Origin of the sequence: Pseudomonas sp. GV071 (genome assembly GCF_003050835.1) — a bacterium.
Classification (GTDB): domain Bacteria; phylum Pseudomonadota; class Gammaproteobacteria; order Pseudomonadales; family Pseudomonadaceae; genus Aquipseudomonas.
Genome location: NZ_QAOJ01000005.1, coordinates 234,414 through 250,787, shown reverse-complemented (window position 1 = coordinate 250,787; position 16,374 = coordinate 234,414). Strand labels below are relative to the sequence as shown.

At 62.9% G+C, this 16,374-nt stretch carries 14 protein-coding genes; 7 read left to right on the top strand and 7 right to left on the bottom strand.

The features are described 5' to 3' along the window. The first annotated feature begins 65 nt into the window (after positions 1-65). Both C8K61_RS11630 and C8K61_RS11625 read left to right on the top strand, forming a co-directional pair. A complete protein-coding gene (locus C8K61_RS11630; RefSeq protein ID WP_108096424.1) occupies positions 66-824 on the top strand; it encodes an ABC transporter substrate-binding protein in 759 nt (252 codons plus the stop codon). Positions 825-1,067: 243 nt separating this feature from the next. Then, positions 1,068-1,823 (top strand): ABC transporter substrate-binding protein, encoded by a 756-nt coding sequence (locus C8K61_RS11625; RefSeq protein ID WP_108096423.1) that lies wholly within the window; start codon positions 1,068-1,070, stop codon positions 1,821-1,823. Positions 1,824-1,914: 91 nt separating this feature from the next. Here the strand turns inward: C8K61_RS11625 and C8K61_RS11620 are convergent, their stop codons facing one another. The 3 genes from C8K61_RS11620 to C8K61_RS11610 all read right to left on the bottom strand — a co-directional run bounded on the left by C8K61_RS11620 (position 1,915) and on the right by C8K61_RS11610 (position 6,105). Further along, positions 1,915-3,243: a S41 family peptidase gene (locus C8K61_RS11620; RefSeq protein WP_108096422.1), complete on the bottom strand. Its 1,329-nt coding sequence runs from the start codon at positions 3,241-3,243 to the stop codon at positions 1,915-1,917. Between the two features lie 34 nt (positions 3,244-3,277). Then, positions 3,278-4,552, bottom strand: a complete 1,275-nt coding sequence (locus C8K61_RS11615) for a murein hydrolase activator EnvC (protein WP_108096421.1) — start codon at positions 4,550-4,552, stop codon at positions 3,278-3,280. Between the two features lie 188 nt (positions 4,553-4,740). Further along, complete coding sequence (locus C8K61_RS11610; protein ID WP_108096420.1) at positions 4,741-6,105, bottom strand: formimidoylglutamate deiminase; 1,365 nt, start codon at positions 6,103-6,105, stop codon at positions 4,741-4,743. Between the two features lie 135 nt (positions 6,106-6,240). Here C8K61_RS11610 and hutC point away from each other — a divergent pair, with 135 nt between their 5' ends. Further along, positions 6,241-6,972 (top strand): histidine utilization repressor, encoded by a 732-nt coding sequence (gene hutC, locus C8K61_RS11605; protein ID WP_108096419.1) that lies wholly within the window; start codon positions 6,241-6,243, stop codon positions 6,970-6,972. Then, positions 6,969-7,523 carry a HutD family protein gene (locus C8K61_RS11600; RefSeq protein WP_108096418.1) on the top strand — a complete coding sequence of 185 codons (555 nt, stop codon included), beginning with the start codon at positions 6,969-6,971 and terminating at the stop codon, positions 7,521-7,523. Before hutC ends, C8K61_RS11600 begins: the two co-directional genes overlap by 4 nt. 77 nt (positions 7,524-7,600) lie before the next feature. Here the strand turns inward: C8K61_RS11600 and hutH are convergent, their stop codons facing one another. From hutH to C8K61_RS11580, 4 genes are all read right to left on the bottom strand, one after another. Next, complete coding sequence (gene hutH, locus C8K61_RS11595; protein WP_108096417.1) at positions 7,601-9,130, bottom strand: histidine ammonia-lyase; 1,530 nt, start codon at positions 9,128-9,130, stop codon at positions 7,601-7,603. A gap of 114 nt (positions 9,131-9,244) precedes the next feature. Next, positions 9,245-9,697 (bottom strand): DUF2214 family protein, encoded by a 453-nt coding sequence (locus tag C8K61_RS11590; RefSeq protein ID WP_108096416.1) that lies wholly within the window; start codon positions 9,695-9,697, stop codon positions 9,245-9,247. A 61-nt stretch (positions 9,698-9,758) separates the two neighbouring features. Next, positions 9,759-10,820: a sensor domain-containing diguanylate cyclase gene (locus C8K61_RS11585; protein ID WP_108096415.1), complete on the bottom strand. Its 1,062-nt coding sequence runs from the start codon at positions 10,818-10,820 to the stop codon at positions 9,759-9,761. Beyond that, entirely contained in the window at positions 10,795-12,174 is a 1,380-nt protein-coding gene (locus C8K61_RS11580; RefSeq protein WP_108096414.1) for an MATE family efflux transporter, read from the bottom strand. Before C8K61_RS11580 ends, C8K61_RS11585 begins: the two co-directional genes overlap by 26 nt. A gap of 122 nt (positions 12,175-12,296) precedes the next feature. Between C8K61_RS11580 and C8K61_RS11575 the strand changes: the two genes are divergently transcribed. The 3 genes from C8K61_RS11575 (at position 12,297) to C8K61_RS11565 (ending at position 16,295) form a co-directional block, all read left to right on the top strand. Then, entirely contained in the window at positions 12,297-12,812 is a 516-nt protein-coding gene (locus C8K61_RS11575) for a sigma-70 family RNA polymerase sigma factor (RefSeq protein ID WP_108096413.1), read from the top strand. Then, the gene (locus C8K61_RS11570; protein ID WP_108096412.1) at positions 12,809-13,759 is read left to right on the top strand and encodes a FecR domain-containing protein; all 951 of its coding nucleotides are present in this window, start codon (positions 12,809-12,811) and stop codon (positions 13,757-13,759) included. Before C8K61_RS11575 ends, C8K61_RS11570 begins: the two co-directional genes overlap by 4 nt. A 97-nt stretch (positions 13,760-13,856) precedes the next feature. Beyond that, a complete protein-coding gene (locus C8K61_RS11565) occupies positions 13,857-16,295 on the top strand; it encodes a TonB-dependent receptor (protein ID WP_108096411.1) in 2,439 nt (812 codons plus the stop codon). The last annotated feature ends 79 nt before the right edge of the window (positions 16,296-16,374 follow it).

The following is a 16,374-nucleotide window of genomic DNA, read 5'->3' as shown; positions in this document are numbered from 1 at the left end:
GGCGAGTGAGGGTGTAGCTATTGCGTCTTGGGGCTGGGTCGACAGATCGCAGACAGGACAGAATCATGCTGAAAGTGTTCACCCGCTCCTTGTTGTTGGGCCTGGCACTCGCCGCCAGCAGCGTCGCTCACGCCGAGCTGCCGTATGGCTACAAGGTGGTGTTGCTGACCGAAAACTTCCCGCCCTTCAACATGGCCATCGACGACAAGAACTTCGCCCGTGACGATGGTATCGACGGCATCAGCGCCGAAATCGTCCGTGAGATGTTCAAGCGGGCCGGCATCGAATACTCCCTGAGCCTGCGTTTTCCCTGGGACCGCCTGTACAAGTTGACCCTGGATAAACCCAACTACGGCCTGTTCTCCACCACCTACACCGAAGAGCGCAAGCCGCTGTTCAAATGGGTCGGCCCGCTGGCGAAAACCGGTTGGGTACTGCTGGCCAAACCAGGCAGCACACTCAAGCTCAACAACCTTAAAGAGGCTAGCAAGTACACCGTTGGCGCCTACAAGAACGACGCCGTCAGCCAGCACCTGGAAAGCCAGGGCATGGCCCCGGTGAACGCCCTGCGTGACCAGGAAAACGTCAGCAAGCTGATGGAAGGCAAGATCGACCTGTGGGCCACCACCGACCCGGTGGGCCGCTACCTGGCCAAGCAGGAAGGCGTCAGTGGCCTGTCCACCGCCCTGCGCTTCAACGACGCGCAGCTTTACCTGGCACTCAACCTCGACACCCCGGACGAAGTGGTCCAGCGCCTGCAAAAGGCCCTGGATGAAATGCGCACCGATGGGTTTGTCGACGACGTGACCAATAACTACCTGTAACCCCCAAGAGCATCGCGGCTAAAGCCCCTCCCACAGGAAATCGTGAATCCTATGGGAGGGGCTTTAGCCGCGACTCCTGCAAACGAAGACTTCTTGTCCCAATCCGTCGCTATCTGCCCCTCTACGCTCGCTCCGCTCTGAGCGCTGCGTCACAAATTTATACGGAACTCTCTGTACGATTGCGCGCTTGCTGCGCCGGCATCCGGCTGCCCGAAAAATTCGTCGATAGGACATCACCCCATCATGTTGAAACTGCTCTCCCGTTCGTTGTTGCTGGGCCTGGCCCTGGTTGCCAGCGCCGCCCGTGCCGAGTTGCCGGAAGGTTACGAAGTGGTCCTGCTGACCGAAAACTTCCCGCCGTTCAACATGGCAGTGGGCGACAAGAATTTCGCCCGTGATGAGGGCATCGACGGCATCAGCGCCGAGCTGGTGCGGGAAATGTTCAAGCGCGCTGACATCAAGTACAACCTGACCCTGCGCTTCCCTTGGGACCGTCTGTACAAGTTGACCCAGGACAACGCCAACTACGGCCTGTTCTCCACCACCCGCACCGAAGCGCGCCAGGCACTGTTCAAATGGGTTGGCCCGCTGGCCAACACCAGTGCGGTAATTCTGGCCAAGCCGGGCAGCACGCTGAAGCTCAACAGCCTGGAAGAAGCCAACCAATACAAACTCGGTGCCTACAAAAACGCCTCGGTCAGCCAGTACCTGGAAGGCAAGGGCATGACCCCGGTGAACGCCCTGCGTGACCAGGAAAACGTCAGCAAATTGATGGAAGGCAAGATCGACCTGTGGGCCACCACCGATCCGGTGGGCCGCTACCTGGCCAAGCAGGAAGGGGTCAATGGCCTGGTGACCGTGCTGCGCTTCAACGACAACCAGCTGTTCCTGGCACTCAACCTGAACACCCCGGACGAAGTGGTGCAACGCCTGCAGAAAGCACTGGACGCGATGCGTGCCGATGGCACCGTGGACAAGATTTCCAGCAGCTATCTGTAAGCAAAAACAGCGTTCCACAAAAAAGCCGAACCCAATGGGGTTCGGCTTTTTGCTTTTGTAGGGTGTGCTGTGCGCACCCTACGGAACCGCGTTACTCGCTGCGGGTAACATTCAGGCCCTTGAGCAAACTCAACGCCTGGCTCAGCTGGAAGTCCTGGTCCTGCAGGTTGGCTTTGCCGCTCTGAGCTTTCAGTTCGCTGCTGGTTTTGTCCTTGCCGCCGTTGCCGTTACCCAGGTGACCGGCGAGGTCGGCTTCTTTGTAGCTTTCGCCGTCGTCTTCGCGGGTGATCTTGGCGCGGGCCACTTCGATGTCCGGAACAATGCCCTGGGCCTGGATCGAGCGGCCATTCGGCGTGAAGTACAGCGCAGTGGTGATCTTCAGGGCGCGGTCGTTGCTCAGGGGCAGCACGGTTTGCACCGAGCCTTTGCCGAAGCTGTTGGTGCCCATGAGGATCCCGCGTTTCTGGTCTTGCAGAGCGCCGGCGACGATTTCCGAGGCCGAGGCGCTGCCGCCGTTGATCAGCACCACCAATGGCACACCTTCGCTGGCATCGGCCGGGTCGGCGGAGAAGCGCAGTTCGGAGTTGGCGATGCGGCCTTTGGTGTACACGATCAGGCCTTTGGTGAGGAAGTGGTCAGCCACTTCCACGGCCGCCTGCAGCACGCCGCCGGGGTTGTTGCGCAGATCCAGCACCAGGCCGCGCAGCTTCTTGCCGTCGTTGTCTTTCTTCAGCTTGGCCAGCGCCTTGCCGACTTCGTCGCCGCTGTTGACCTGGAACTGGGTGATGCGCAGGTAGCCGTAACCGGGCTCCAGGGTCTGGCTCTTGACGCTCTTGACCTTGATCACTGCGCGGGTCAGTTGCACGTCGAACGGATCACCGCCATCGCGCACCAGGGTCAGATTGATTTTCTCGCCGGCCTTGCCGCGCATCTTGTCCACGGCTTCCATCATCGACAGGCCCTTGGTGGGCTCGCCGTTGATTTTGACGATCAGGTCGCCCGGCTGGATGCCAGCTTTCGAGGCAGGGGTGTCGTCGATTGGCGACACCACTTTGACGAAGCCGTCTTCCAGGCCAACTTCGATGCCCAGGCCACCGAACTCGCCGCTGGTGCTTTCCTGCAGCTCAGCGAAGTCTTCCGGGCCCAGGTAGGCGGAGTGTGGGTCGAGGTTGCTGAGCATGCCCTTGATGGCGTTTTCCAGCAGGGTCTTGTCGTCCACCGGTTCCACATAGGCAGCCTTGATGCGGTCCAGCACCTCGGCGAAGGTGCGCAACTCGTCCAATGGCAGCGGCGCCTTTGCGGTCACCGGCGAGGCGGCCGGCGCTTTGCTTTCGACGTCGGTGGCGGCGTGCAGGAGCGGGGCGCCGAGCGCCAGCGCGATAGCCAGGGCCAGGGAATTAAGGCGAGACAAATGCGGCATATCGAACGAGCTCCACTATTAAGAGGTACTGGGCCTATCCCTGCGCCCGACACCATTGCGCAGGGTCGCTGGGGCGGCCCTGCTGACGAATCGCAAAATACAGCGCCGGGGTGTCCTGGCCGCCGCTGGTGCCAACCGTCGCAATCGGTTCGCCAGCTTTGACCACGTCCCCTGCGTCTTTCAATAAGCTTTGGTTGTGTCCGTACAGGCTCAGGTAACCGTTGCCATGGTCGAGGATCACCAGCAGCCCGGAACCACGCAACCAGTCGGCGAACACCACGCGTCCACCACTCACGGCACGCACCTGGCTACCCGCGGAGGCGCCGATCAACACGCCGTCCCATGTTGTACGAGCGTCATCGCCGCGTTGGGTTCCATATCGCGCCACGATGCGGCCGTTCACCGGCCAGGGCAACTTGCCGCGAGCACTGGCAAATGCGCCGCCAAATGTGGCGCCATCGCTGGAAACCAGCGGGCCGGTGGCGACGCTGGCCGGCTTCTGGCCGGGACCAACGCGGCGGTTGGCCATGGCCAGTTGCTGTTCCTGCTCGGCGCGCTTGCGTGCCTCTTCCGCGGCCTTGGCTTCGCGGGCCTGGCGCGCCAGGGTTTCTTCGATGGTTTTCAGCACATTGCCCAGCGCGGCTTGTTCCTGCTGGCGGGCTTTGAGCTTCTGGTCGCTGCTTTTCGATTCGTTGTTGAGCTTGGCCAGCGCTAGCTGGCGCTCTTTGCGCACTTGAGCCAGCTGGTCGCGACGCTGATCGAGGGCGCCTTTGCGCTGATCGAGCTGGGCCTTTTCTTCGGTGCTTTCGCGCTCGACGTTGGCCAGTTGGCGCAGGGTTTCGTTGAAGGTGTTGAGTTGTTCGAGGCGGGCTTGGCTGACGTAGTCGTAGTAGGTGAGGGTGCGGGCGAATTTTTCCGGGTTTTGCTGGTTGAGCAGGAGTTTCAGGTACTCCTGCCTACCACTCTGGTAGGCCGCTCGCGCCTGGATGCCGATCAGCCGTTGCTGTTCGAGACGCGCACCTTCAAGTTTTTTTTTCTCACCATCGAGACGCTGGATCTCGGATTCACTGTCCTTGAGTTGTTCCTCAAGGGTTTTGACCTGTTTCTCCAGGTCGCCCATTTCGGTCTCGGTACCGCGCAGTTGCTTCTGGATGCCGGACTTGTCGGCCTCGATTTTCTGCAGCAGTTTTTTCAGCTCGGCCACGTCCTGTTGGGCAGCGTCGAGCTGCTTTTGGGTGTCTGCGCGCTCGTCAGCGAAGGCCGGGCACAGCAGGCAAGCAAGAACAATGGCGGTCAGGGTGCGAAGCATGGGGGCGGGCGATACCGGATGGAGACGGCCTAGTATGCCCGCGGTGCGCGGCAAAAAAAACGTCTGAACAGCGCCACGGGAACAAATGCGCGCGGGCTTGCAGAAGGCTTTGGTGGGAGGGGCTTTAGCCGCGATGCTTTTGATCTTTAAAAGCTCGCGGCTGAAGCCCCTCCCACAAGGATTTATGCTCAGCCCAGCAGCGTCTTCAGCACAGCAGTGAAGGCTTGCGCGCTGGCCTGCTCGTCCTTGTGCCGCCCATCGCGCACCAACCACTGGCCACCGACCATCACATCGCGCACCTGCCGATCACCACCGGCAAACAGCCAGCGGTTGAGGATGGCGTCGCCTTCGGCGCAGGCAATGTACGGGTCGCTGCCATCGAGCACGACGAAGTCGGCGCGTTTTCCCACCGTCAGCTCACCAATCGGTTGCCCCAGGGCTTGCGCGCCACCGGCCAGGGCGGCGTCGTACAGGGTGCGGCCGATCATCGGTTGGTCGCTGCGGTACAGGCGGTTGCGTTTTTGGTCGCGCAGGCGTTGGCCGTATTCCAGCCAGCGCAGTTCTTCGGCCACGCTTACCGATACGTGGCTGTCCGAACCAATACCCAGGCGCCCGCCCTGGGCGAGGTAGTCGACGGCGGGAAAAATGCCGTCGCCGAGGTTGGCTTCGGTGGTCAGGCACAGCCCGGCCACGGCCTGGCTGGCCGCCATCTGCCGCACCTCGTCGGGGTTGGCGTGGGTGGCGTGCACCAGGCACCAGCGCGCGTCCACCGGGGCGTGGTCGAACAGCCATTGCAGTGGGCGCTGGTTGCTCCAGGCCAGGCAGTCATCGACTTCCTTTTGCTGCTCGGCGATATGGATATGCACCGGGCTGTCGCCGCTGCTCGCGGCCAGCACCTGCTCGATTTGTGTGGGGGTTACCGCCCGCAGTGAGTGAAAGCAAAGGCCCAGGCGTTGGCTGGGATTGTTGGCGAGGGCGCGCTGCAGGGTGTGCTGCAGCTCGAGGTAACTGTCGCTGCTGTGGATAAACCGGCGCTGGCCTTCGCTCGGCGCCTGGCCGCCGAAGCCAGCGTGGGAATACAGCACCGGCAGCAGGGTCAGGCCGATGCCGCTGGCGCTCGCTGCCTGGCTGATGCGCAGGGCCAGTTCGGCCGGGTTGGCGTAAGGCTGGCCGGCGCTGTCGTGGTGCACGTAGTGGAACTCGGCGACGCTGGTGTAGCCGGCCTTAAGCATCTCGATATACAGCTGCCGGGCGATGATCTGGATCTGCTCGGGGGTGAGCTGTGCCACCAGGCGGTACATCAGCTCGCGCCAGGTCCAGAAGCTGTCGTCGGGGTTGCCGGCCACTTCCGCCAGCCCGGCCATCAGGCGTTGGAAGGCATGCGAGTGGAGGTTGGGCATGCCCGGTAGCAGCGGGCCGTGCAGACGCTCGGCGCCCTCGTCACTGGCATTGCTGTGCACTTCCTGCAGCAGGCCTTCGGCCCCCACCAGCAGGCGCACGTTGCGTGCCCAACCACTCGCCAGCAAGGCGCGCTCAGCAAAAAAAACAGGCATGTTCCGGGCGCTCCAGGGCGGTATCAGGTTGTATATACATATACAGAGGCAAAGGGGAAACGTAAACTCTCGCCACCGTCGCGCTGGCAGCGCTGACTAGCCAAGGAGATACCTGTGTCTGCTCCACAGTCCGAGATGGCCACCCTGGCCGCGCAACTGGGCGAAGTGCCTGCTCCCTTGTATGCGCGGGTGAAACAGATGATCAGCGCGCAGATTCAAACCGGCGTGTGGCCGCCGCACCACCGGGTGCCGTCGGAAAGCGAATTGGTCGCGCAGCTGGGTTTCAGCCGCATGACCATCAACCGCGCCCTGCGCGAGTTGACCGCCGAAGGTCTGCTGGTGCGCATGCAGGGCGTCGGTACTTTTGTTGCCGAACCCAAGGGCCAGTCCGCACTGTTCGAAGTGCACAACATTGCCGATGAAATCGCCGCCCGTGGCCATCGTCACCACTGTGTGGTGGTGCGCCTGGTCGAAGAAAAAGCCGGCGCTGAGCGCGCCGTGCTGCTGGACGTCCGTGAAGGCGAGCGGGTGTTCCATTCGGTGATCGTGCACTTTGAGAACGACATCCCGGTGCAGATCGAAGACCGCTACGTGAACGCCAGTGTCGCGCCGGATTACCTCAAGCAGGATTTCACCGTCGCCACCCCCTACGCCTACCTGATGCAGATTGCGCCGATGAGTGAAGGCGAGCACGTAGTTGAGGCGATTCTGGCTGAGCCCGGCGAGTGCAAACTGCTGCAGATCGAGCGCGGCGAACCCTGCCTGCTGATCCGTCGCCGCACCTGGTCAGGGCGCCGCACCGTCACCGTTGCGCGTCTGCTGTACCCGGGTTCGCGCCATCGCCTGGAAGGACGTTTCGCTTCATGACCTGGCAGGTGCTGCGCGCGGCTGACTACCCGCGTATGCCGTGGAAAAACGGCGGCGGCAGCACCCTGGAAATTCTCCGCGATGGCGACGGGCTGGACGCGTTCAGCTGGCGCCTGTCGATTGCCGATGTCGCGCAAGCGGGGCCGTTTTCCGCGTTCAATGGATACCAGCGGATCATCACCGTGCTGGAAGGTGAGGGCATGCAGTTGGAGGTCGACGGGCAGGCAAGTCGACCGCTGCGGGCGCTGGATGCTTTTGCGTTTTCCGGAGACAGTCAGGTGCATTGCACCCTGTTGGGGGGCGCTATTCGAGACTTCAATCTGATTTATGCGCCCGAGCGTTGTGAGGCGCGGTTGCAGTGGATGGCGGCGGGGGAGAGCGAGCTGATCAGCTCGGCGAGTACGGTATTGCTGTTTAGTGCGGGGGAAGGCTTGCGGGTAAGCCTGGGGGACGAAGCGGCAGTGCTGGGCAAATACGACTGCCTGCATAGCTCCAGCACCGCGCTACGGTGTCAGGCCAACCACCCTTATTGCCTGATCGAGCTGGCTTAGATTCAAAGGCATCGCGGCTAAAGCCCCTCCCATAGGAAAATGCGATTCCATGTGGGAGGGGCTTCAGCCGCGAGCTTTTAGTACAAACGCTCGTAGGCCAACCAACGCCCAAACGCGCCATTCTCCACCCAGGCCCGCGCTGCCGCGATGTCCGGCGCGAAGTAGCGGTCTTCGTCGTAATGCGCCACTTCGCTGCGCACCATCTCGATCACTTCCAGCAGCAGCGGCGAGGTTTTCAGCGGCGCATGCAGCTCCACACCCTGTGCCGCGCCGAGCAGTTCGATAGCCACCACCGCGCTGCTGTTGCCGGCCATGTCGAGCAGGCGGCGGGCGGCGAAGGTGGCCATGGACACGTGGTCTTCCTGGTTGGCGGACGTTGGCAGGCTGTCGATGGAGGCCGGGTGGCCGAGGGTTTTGTTCTCCGAGGCCAGGGCCGCCGCCGTAACCTGGGCGATCATGAAACCGGAGTTCAAGCCGCCTTCGCGTACCAGGAAAGCCGGTAGGCCGGACAGCGCCGGGTCGACCAGTTGCGCAATGCGCCGCTCCGACAACGCGCCGATTTCGGCAATCGCCAGGGCCAGCACGTCGGAGGCCATGGCCACTGGTTCGGCGTGGAAGTTGCCGCCCGACAGCACGTCACCATCGGCGCTGAACACCAGCGGGTTATCGGAAACGGCGTTGGCTTCACGGAGGAAAATCTGCGCGGCAAAACGCATGTGGTCGAGGCAGGCGCCCATCACCTGCGGCTGGCAGCGCAGGGAGTAGGGGTCTTGTACGCGGGTGCAGTCGGCGTGGGATTCGCGGATCTCACTGGTGCTGCCCAGCAGCTCGCGGTAGAAGGCTGCCACATCAATCTGCCCGGCCTGGCCGCGCACCGCCTGGATGCGTGGGTCGAATGGCACGGCCGAACCTTTCAGCGCTTCAACGCTGAGGCTGCCGGCGACCACGGCGGCGCTGAACAGTTTTTCCGTGGCAAACAGGCCGCGCAGGGCGAGAGCGGTGGACACCTGGGTGCCGTTGATCAATGCCAGGCCTTCTTTCGGCCCCAGCACCATCGGTTGCAGACCGGCAATTGCCAGGCCTTCGACGGCATCCATTTCGCGGCCTAAATGACGCACGCGGCCAATGCCGATCAGCACGGCAGACATATGCGCCAACGGCGCCAGGTCGCCGGATGCACCGACCGAACCTTGCGAGGGAATGCACGGATACACCTTAGCGTTGTACAGCGCCGTCAGGGCCTGGATTACGTCCCAGCGAATGCCGGAAAAACCGCGGGCCAGGGAGCCGACTTTCAGCGCCATGATCAGCCCGACACTGGCGTCATCCAGCAGCGGCCCGGTGCCGGTGCAGTGCGACAGCAGCAGGTTGCGCTGCAGCTTGGCCAGTGACTCGGTGGGGATCGAGGTGCGCGCCAGCAGGCCGAAACCGGTGTTGATGCCGTACACCGTGCGTTTGTTGTCGATGATCTCCAACACCGTGCGGTTGCTGGTGTCGACCACTGCCTTGGCCGCCGGATCGAGTTCGATAGGGCATTGCTGCTGATAGATCGCGCGCAAGTGATCGAGGGTGAGCTGGCCGGGCTGAAGAAGCAGTGAGTGCGACATGGAGAAGGTCCTGGAGATTTGCCGGTAGAGGAAAACGAGCACATATATACGCTTGTATATACAGGTTAGGCAAATCGCGCGTAAAAGTCTTCCCTTCTCGCCCTTGATGGCGCTTCAGAACGAGCCGTAGCCGCGCGCCATCAGCGCTGCCAGCAGCGGCAATACCAGCAAGCCCAGCAGCTCCAGACGAATCACCATCGTCACCAGCATCGCCTGCTTGGCGCTGACCTGCGGCACCTCGCCGTTTTTCAGCGCCAGGCGCCAGCGCAGGATCACCACGGTGGGAATGGCAGACAGCAGGCCAACCACAATGAACAGGCCGAACTTGGCGTGGAACACGCTGTTGTGCAGGTAGTAGTCCAGGCCTTTGCCGAACCACATCACCCGCGCGGCGCCGGTGGCCAACACCAGGCCGGCGGCAATGCCGTAGGCCATATCGATGCGCACCAGGCTGCGCGCCCGGGCCAGGTCCAGCGGCAGTTTGAACAGCTGGTGTTCCAGGGTCAGCAGGGCGAATAGCAAAAAGATCGACAGGTAGTGCAGGTACGCGGCAATGGCAGCGGCCATGGTGGGTCCTCAGGGCTACGGTATTGGACGCCGGGGAGTCTGGGCTCCCCTGGCGCGGGGTTCAGATAATCGAGTTGGGCGCGGCCTTGGCTTCGAAGGCGGCGAACTCCACCCGGTTACGGCCATTGCCTTTGGCGTGGTACAGGGCTTTGTCCGCGCGTTTCAGCGCCTGCTCGGGGTTTTCCTGGGGCTGGGTCACGGCGCTGCCGATGCTGATGGTCAGTTGCAGCTCCACCTCGCCGGCGTCGATGGGTTCGCGCGCCACGGCCGCGCGGATGCGCTCACCGATCAGGCGCAGTTCCTGTTCGTCGTGAACATGGGTGAGCACCACGAACTCCTCGCCGCCGCTACGGGTTACCACATCTTGCGGACGCACCGCCGCAGCGATACGCCGCGCGCTTTCCCACAACACCTTGTCGCCGGCGTCGTGGCCGTGGGCGTCGTTGACCCGCTTGAAATAGTCGAGGTCACAAAACAGCAGCCCCAGCTTCATGTCGCGCTCTTCAGCGCGGGTCTGCTCGCGGGGTAGAAAGTGTTCGAGGCCGGCGCGGTTCCATACCTGGGTCAGGGTATCGAGCATGGTTTTACGCTGCTCACGGCTCAGGGCCGCGCGCAACTGCTGGGTCTGCTCGCTCATATGACGCAGCTTCAGGTAACCCTCGGCGAGGGTGGCCATGTCTTTGAAACGCAGTTTCTGCCGCTTGTTGAGGTGCTTGGGCGCCGGGTGCAACAGGCACAGGGTGCCGATGGCGTGGCCGTCCTGGGCATACAGCGGTTGGCCGGCGTAAAAGCGCAAAAAGGGCGGGTTGGTGACCACCGGGTTGTCGGCGAAGCGCGGGTCCTGGTGGGTATCTTCGACCAGGAACAGGTCATCCTGAAGAATCGCGTGGCCACAGAACGACACACTGCGTGGCGTTTCGGGGATCTCCAGGCCGCGGCGGGCTTTGAACCATTGGCGGTCGCGGTCAATCAGGCTGATCAACACGGTTTTCACCTCGAACATCTCCCCCACCACTTTCACCAGTACATCCAGGTACGGGTCGGCAGGGGTGTCCAGGAGCTCCTGGTTATCCAGCACTTCCTGGCGAATAAGCTCGTTAGCGGGGATTGCCGGGCTGAGCATGCTCTGATCCTTCAATGCTTGACGAAGAAAACCACAGGTCGTGGCGGGTCAGGTGGTAAGCATAGACACCCAAACACAAGCTTCGTAGCAACATGAAAGCCAGAAATGCCAACCACAGGCCGTGGTTGGCAAAGTCGCGCAGCCACCAGGCCAATGGCAAGGCCAGGGCCACGCTGAGCAGCATCGCATCGCGCATTTCCCGTGCGCGGGTGGCGCCGATGAACAGGCCATCGAGCAGGTAACTCCACACCGCCACCAATGGCAGCGCGGCGAGGTAGGGCAGGTAGTGATCGGCCGTGCTGCGCACCGACGCAATATCGGTTTGCACGGCAATAAACAGATGGCCGCCGAGCGCAAACAGCAGGGCAAACACCAGGCTGGCAATCAACGACCAACCGCCGGCGACCACCAGGCTGCGCGTCAGGCCCTGGCGGTCACGGCCGCCCAGGGCATGGCCACACAAGGCTTCGACGGCATGGGCAAAGCCGTCCAGGGCATAGGCGGTGAGCAGCAGGCCATTGAGCAGCAAGGCGTTGGCGGCGACGGTGTCATCGCCCAGGCGCGCGCCCTGCACGGTAAGGAGAAAAAACACCCCTTGCAGGGCCAGCGAGCGGATAAAAATGTCGCGGTTCACCGCCAAAAGCGGGCGCCAATTGTGCCAGCGCTTCATCGCCGTCCAGGGCGTGCGCCCAGGGTAACGGCGCAGAGCGCCACCGGTGAGCGCCAGGCCGAGCAGGGCGCCGCCCCATTCGCTGAGCACCGCGGCCCGCGCCGCGCCGACCACGCCCCAGTCCAGACCGAGGACGAACCATAGCGACAGGGCGATATTCAGCAAGTTGGTGCCAAGCAGAATCGCCAGCGGCGCGCGGGCATTCTGGGTGCCGAGAAACCAGCCGATCAGGGCGAAGTTGGCCAGCGCCGCCGGCAGGCCGAACAGGCGAGTGTGGAAGAAGGCGCGGGTCTGTTCGTCGAGTTCGGCGGAGGGGTTCATCAGGTCCAGCGCCAGGTCGCCGAAAGGCAAGGCCAGCAAACCCAGTGCCAGCGCCAGCAAGGCTGCCAGCAGCAGGCCCTGAATCAACACTTGGCGCAGCGCGCCGCCATCAGCCCGGCCGCTGGCCTGGGCGCTGAAGCCGGTGGTGCCCATGCGCAGAAAACCGAGAATGCCGACGATCATCACGTACAGCGTGCTGCCAACCGCCACCGCGCCCAACTGATGGGCGTGGGGCAGATGGCCGACCACGGTGCTGTCCACCAGTGCCACCAGCGGCACGGAAATATTCGACAGAATCATTGGCGCGGCCAACGCCCAGACTTTCTGGTGGGTGGGGGTGTGGCTCCAGGCTTCGCGCAGCATCGGTAACTCCCTGTGGACGGCGCAGTATAAGGGCGCTTGCGGCGCCTTAGGCGGACGGTTGCAAAACCGTGTGGGCTTCTCTGATAATGAAATGAATTCTCATTTGATAGGCGTTCCGCATCATGCCCGCCGACGATCCGCTCCTGCGCTCCGCCGTGCACAGCCTGTACTGCGACCACCATGGTTGGTTGCAAGGCTGGCTGCGCAAGCGTCTGGGTAATTCGTTCGATGCCGCGGACCTGGCGCAGGACACCTTCGTGCGGGTGCTCAAAGCCCGCTCGGCCAGCGAAATCCGCGAACCTCGGCATTACCTGTCGACCATCGCCAAAGGCTTGCTGGTTGACCTGTTCCGCCGCCGCTCGCTGGAGCAGTCCTACCTCGACGCCCTGGCCTGCGTGCCGGAGGCCGAGCAGCCGTCGCTCGAAGAGCAGGCGATTCTGCTCGAGGCGCTGCTGGAGATCGACCGCATGCTCGATGGCTTGGGGGCGAAGGTGAAGCAAACCTTCATCCTTTCGCAGTTCGAAGGCATGCCCTATCCCGACATCGCCCAGCGCCTGGGTATCTCCCTGCGCTCAGTGAATAACTACATGGCCAAGGCCATGGCGCACTGCTGTCTGCTGCAAGGGCGCTTGTTATGAGCGAGGTGACGCCCGCCGAAATGGCCGCCATCCGCGCGGCGGCCAATTGGTACGCGCGGCTGTCATCCGGCGCCCACAGCGAAGCCGATCAACGCGCCTGGGATCACTGGGTTACCGCCGACCCGCTGCACCAACTGGCCTGGCAGCGCATTGAGGCGGTCAGCGCGCAATTGGCGCGGGTGCCTGGGCGTATCGCCGCGCCAGCCTTGCAGGGCGTGGTGCAATCGCGCCGGCAAGTGGTGCGCAATCTGGTGGTATTGGCTTCCGTCGGTACGCTCGGCGTTGCCGCCTGGCGCAGCGATCCGGCAATGGCCTGGCGCGCCGATCTGCACACGGCGGTTGGTGAACGGAAAAAACTTACTCTGGCCGATGGCAGCCTGCTGCTGCTCAACACCGACAGCGCCGTGGATGTGCGCTTCGACAAGCAGCAGCGCCTGCTGACCCTGCGCAGCGGTGAAATTCTCGTCAGCACTGGCGCCGACCCGCTCGGCCGGCCGTTCCAGGTCGACACGCCACATGGCCGCGTGCTGGCGCTGGGTACCCGTTTCACCGTACGTACCTCTGGCCAGGGCAGCGATGTCGCGGTGCTGGAAAAGGCGGTGGAAGTCAGCCCCTTGGGTGCGGTGCGCCCGCAACGTCTGGAGGCCGGGCAGCAGGTGCATTTCGACGCCTCGGGCTATGACGCGGTGCGCGCCAACGACGCTGATGTTGGCGCCTGGCAGCAGGGCAGCGTAATTGCCATCGACAAACCTTTGGTCGAGCTACTGGCCGAGCTCTCGCGCTACCGCCATGGCGTGCTGCGCTGTGACCCGGCAGTGGCGCAGATGAAAATCTCCGGCGCCTTTCCCATCGACAATACCGACCTGGCGCTGGCCGCCCTGGAAAGCAGCTTCAACCTGCAGGTGGTCAGTCGCACGCGCTTCTGGGTCACTGTGGTGCCGCGCTGAAAAAAATAGTTGCGAACGCTTTGCACTTTTTCCGCAGCTGTTTCGGCTCCCTCTGCATTACCGGCCCACTTGGCCACTGCAATCGGGGGAACTCACAGTGAAGAAGGGAAACTACGGACGCCGTCCACTGGCCTTGGCCATCCACGTGGTGCTGCTGTCGACCAGTGCCGCGCTGCTACCGGCCCAGGCCGCCGACTCGGCCAGTGCCACCTACGACAACCAGGCCCAGCGCCCATTCGATATCGCCGCCGGGCCTCTGGCGGAAACCCTCAGCCGCTTTGCCAGCAGCGCCGGGGTGGCGCTGTCGTTTGACGCAGCGCTGCTCAAAGGACGCCAGTCGCCTGGCCTGCAAGGGCGCTACACGGTGGCCGGCGGTTTTGCCGCGCTGTTGGTCGGCAGCGGCCTGCAAGCCAAGCAGCAAAGCAACGGCAGCTACGCCCTGGTGCCCGCACCCGCTGCTGGTGCGCTGGAGCTGGACGCCACCAATGTCACCTCGCAGCTGGGCAGCGCCACCACCGAGGGCAGCCACTCCTACACCTCGAATGTGGTGACGATGGGCAAAGGCGAGCACGCCTTGAAGGACATTCCGCAGTCGGTCAGCGTGATCACCCGCCAGCGCATGGATGACCAGAACCTCAACACCCTCGATGAGGTGCTTGAGCAAAGCACCGGGGTGACCACCTTCCAGAGCCCGTCCGGCGGCAAGTACGTGTATTCGCGCGGCTTCGAAGTGGACACCTACCAATACGATGGCGTGGCCATGAACCGCCGCTTCTACACCCGCGGCAACAGCTTTGTCGCCGACACCCTGATCTACGACCGGGTCGAATTGCTGCGTGGCGCCAATGGCCTGCTGCAGGGTTCCGGTGGCCCGGGCGCGGCGATCAACCTGGTGCGCAAACGGCCGAAAGCAGAGCCTGCGGTAGCGCTGACCGCCAGCGCCGGCTCCTGGGACACCTACCGGCAGAGTATCGACGCCAGCTCGCCGCTGACCGCTGATGGCGCCCTGCGTGCCCGGGTGGTTGCCGGTCACGAAGACCGCGACTACTTCTACGACACTGCTGAAAGCCGCAAGAACGTGCTCTACGGCATCCTCGAATACGAGTTCACCCCGGCCACTGTGCTGGCGGTGGGCGCCAGCGTCGAAGACCTGAAGTCCACGCCGTTCTTCGGCGGTCTACCGCGCAACCAGGACGGCAGTGGCACCAGCGCCAGCCGCTCGACCTTCTACGGCGCCGACTGGAACAAGTGGAACAACAAGCAAGTCACCTACTTCAGCGACCTGACCCACGACTTCAACGCCGACTGGCGCCTGAAAGTGGCCGGCAGCTATGTGCGTGAAACCAACGACATGCTCTACGCCTTCAGCCGAGGCGCGGTGAATGAAACCACCGGCAACGGCCTCAATGCCCGCTCCTACCTGTATGACTTCGAGAACACCAACAAAGCCATCGACATCAACCTCACCGGCAAGTGGCGCGCCTTCGAGCGTGAGCATGAGGTGATAGTCGGCGCCAGCGCCAACGACCTGAAAAACGATGACCTGATGGCGGGCAACTACACCATTCCGCTGTTTGTGCCGAATATCTACCACCCGGTGTCGCCGCCAGAACCGAGCGAAAATACCCTGCTGAACCTGCCATATTCGGCTTATACCGATGGCCGTATCCGCCAGAACGGCGTGTATGGCGTGGTCCGCTACAAACTCGCCGACCCGCTGACCGCCGTGCTCGGTGGTCGGGTCAGCCACTACACCTCGACCTTCGATTCCACCAGCGTGCTGACCGGTGAAACCACTCCGTCCAAGGTCAAGGAAACCGGCGTGGTAACGCCCTATGCCGGGTTGATCTACGCCCTCAACGAGCAGTGGTCGGCCTATGTCAGCTATGCGGATATCTTCCAGCCGCAGACTGACCTCACTGAAGACAAGCAAACGATCAAACCCATCGTCGGCAGCAACTACGAGCTGGGCCTTAAGGGTGAGTTGCTCGATGGCCGGGTCAACACCAGCTTCGCGATCTTCCGCATCGACCAGGAGAACCGCGCCCAGTACGACGAAAATGACTTCGCCACGGCGGGCGGTGAAGTGCGCGCCGAAGGCTTCGAGGCGGAAATCAGCGGAGAGGTGCTGAGCGATTTGCAGCTGTTCGCCGGCTACACCTACACCAGTACCACCTACCTCAAGGACAACGCCGAAGAGGGCAGCACCTTCAACAGCTACACCCCACGGCACATGCTGCGCCTGTGGGCGGATTACCAATTGCCGGGGGACTGGCGTGCGGTGAGTGTGGGGGCGGGTGGCTCGATCCAGAGCGAAAACTGGAACAGCAACTTCGGTGCCGGTGACATCGTTCAGCCGGGTTACGCGATCTGGAATGCGCGGGTCGGTTACCGCTTCAACGAGCACTTCAGCGCCTTCGTCAACGGCAACAACCTGTTCGACAAACGCTACTACTCCACCGTCGGCCACTTGGCCTCGGAGAGCCACTTTGGCGAGCCGCGTAACTACACGCTGACACTCAAGGCAGACTTCTAAGCAGGGCGCCATAGCGGCTTATACAGCTGCTGAATATGGCTCAACGGTCGATCAGGTTGGCGCTCAGTGGCCTACGCTC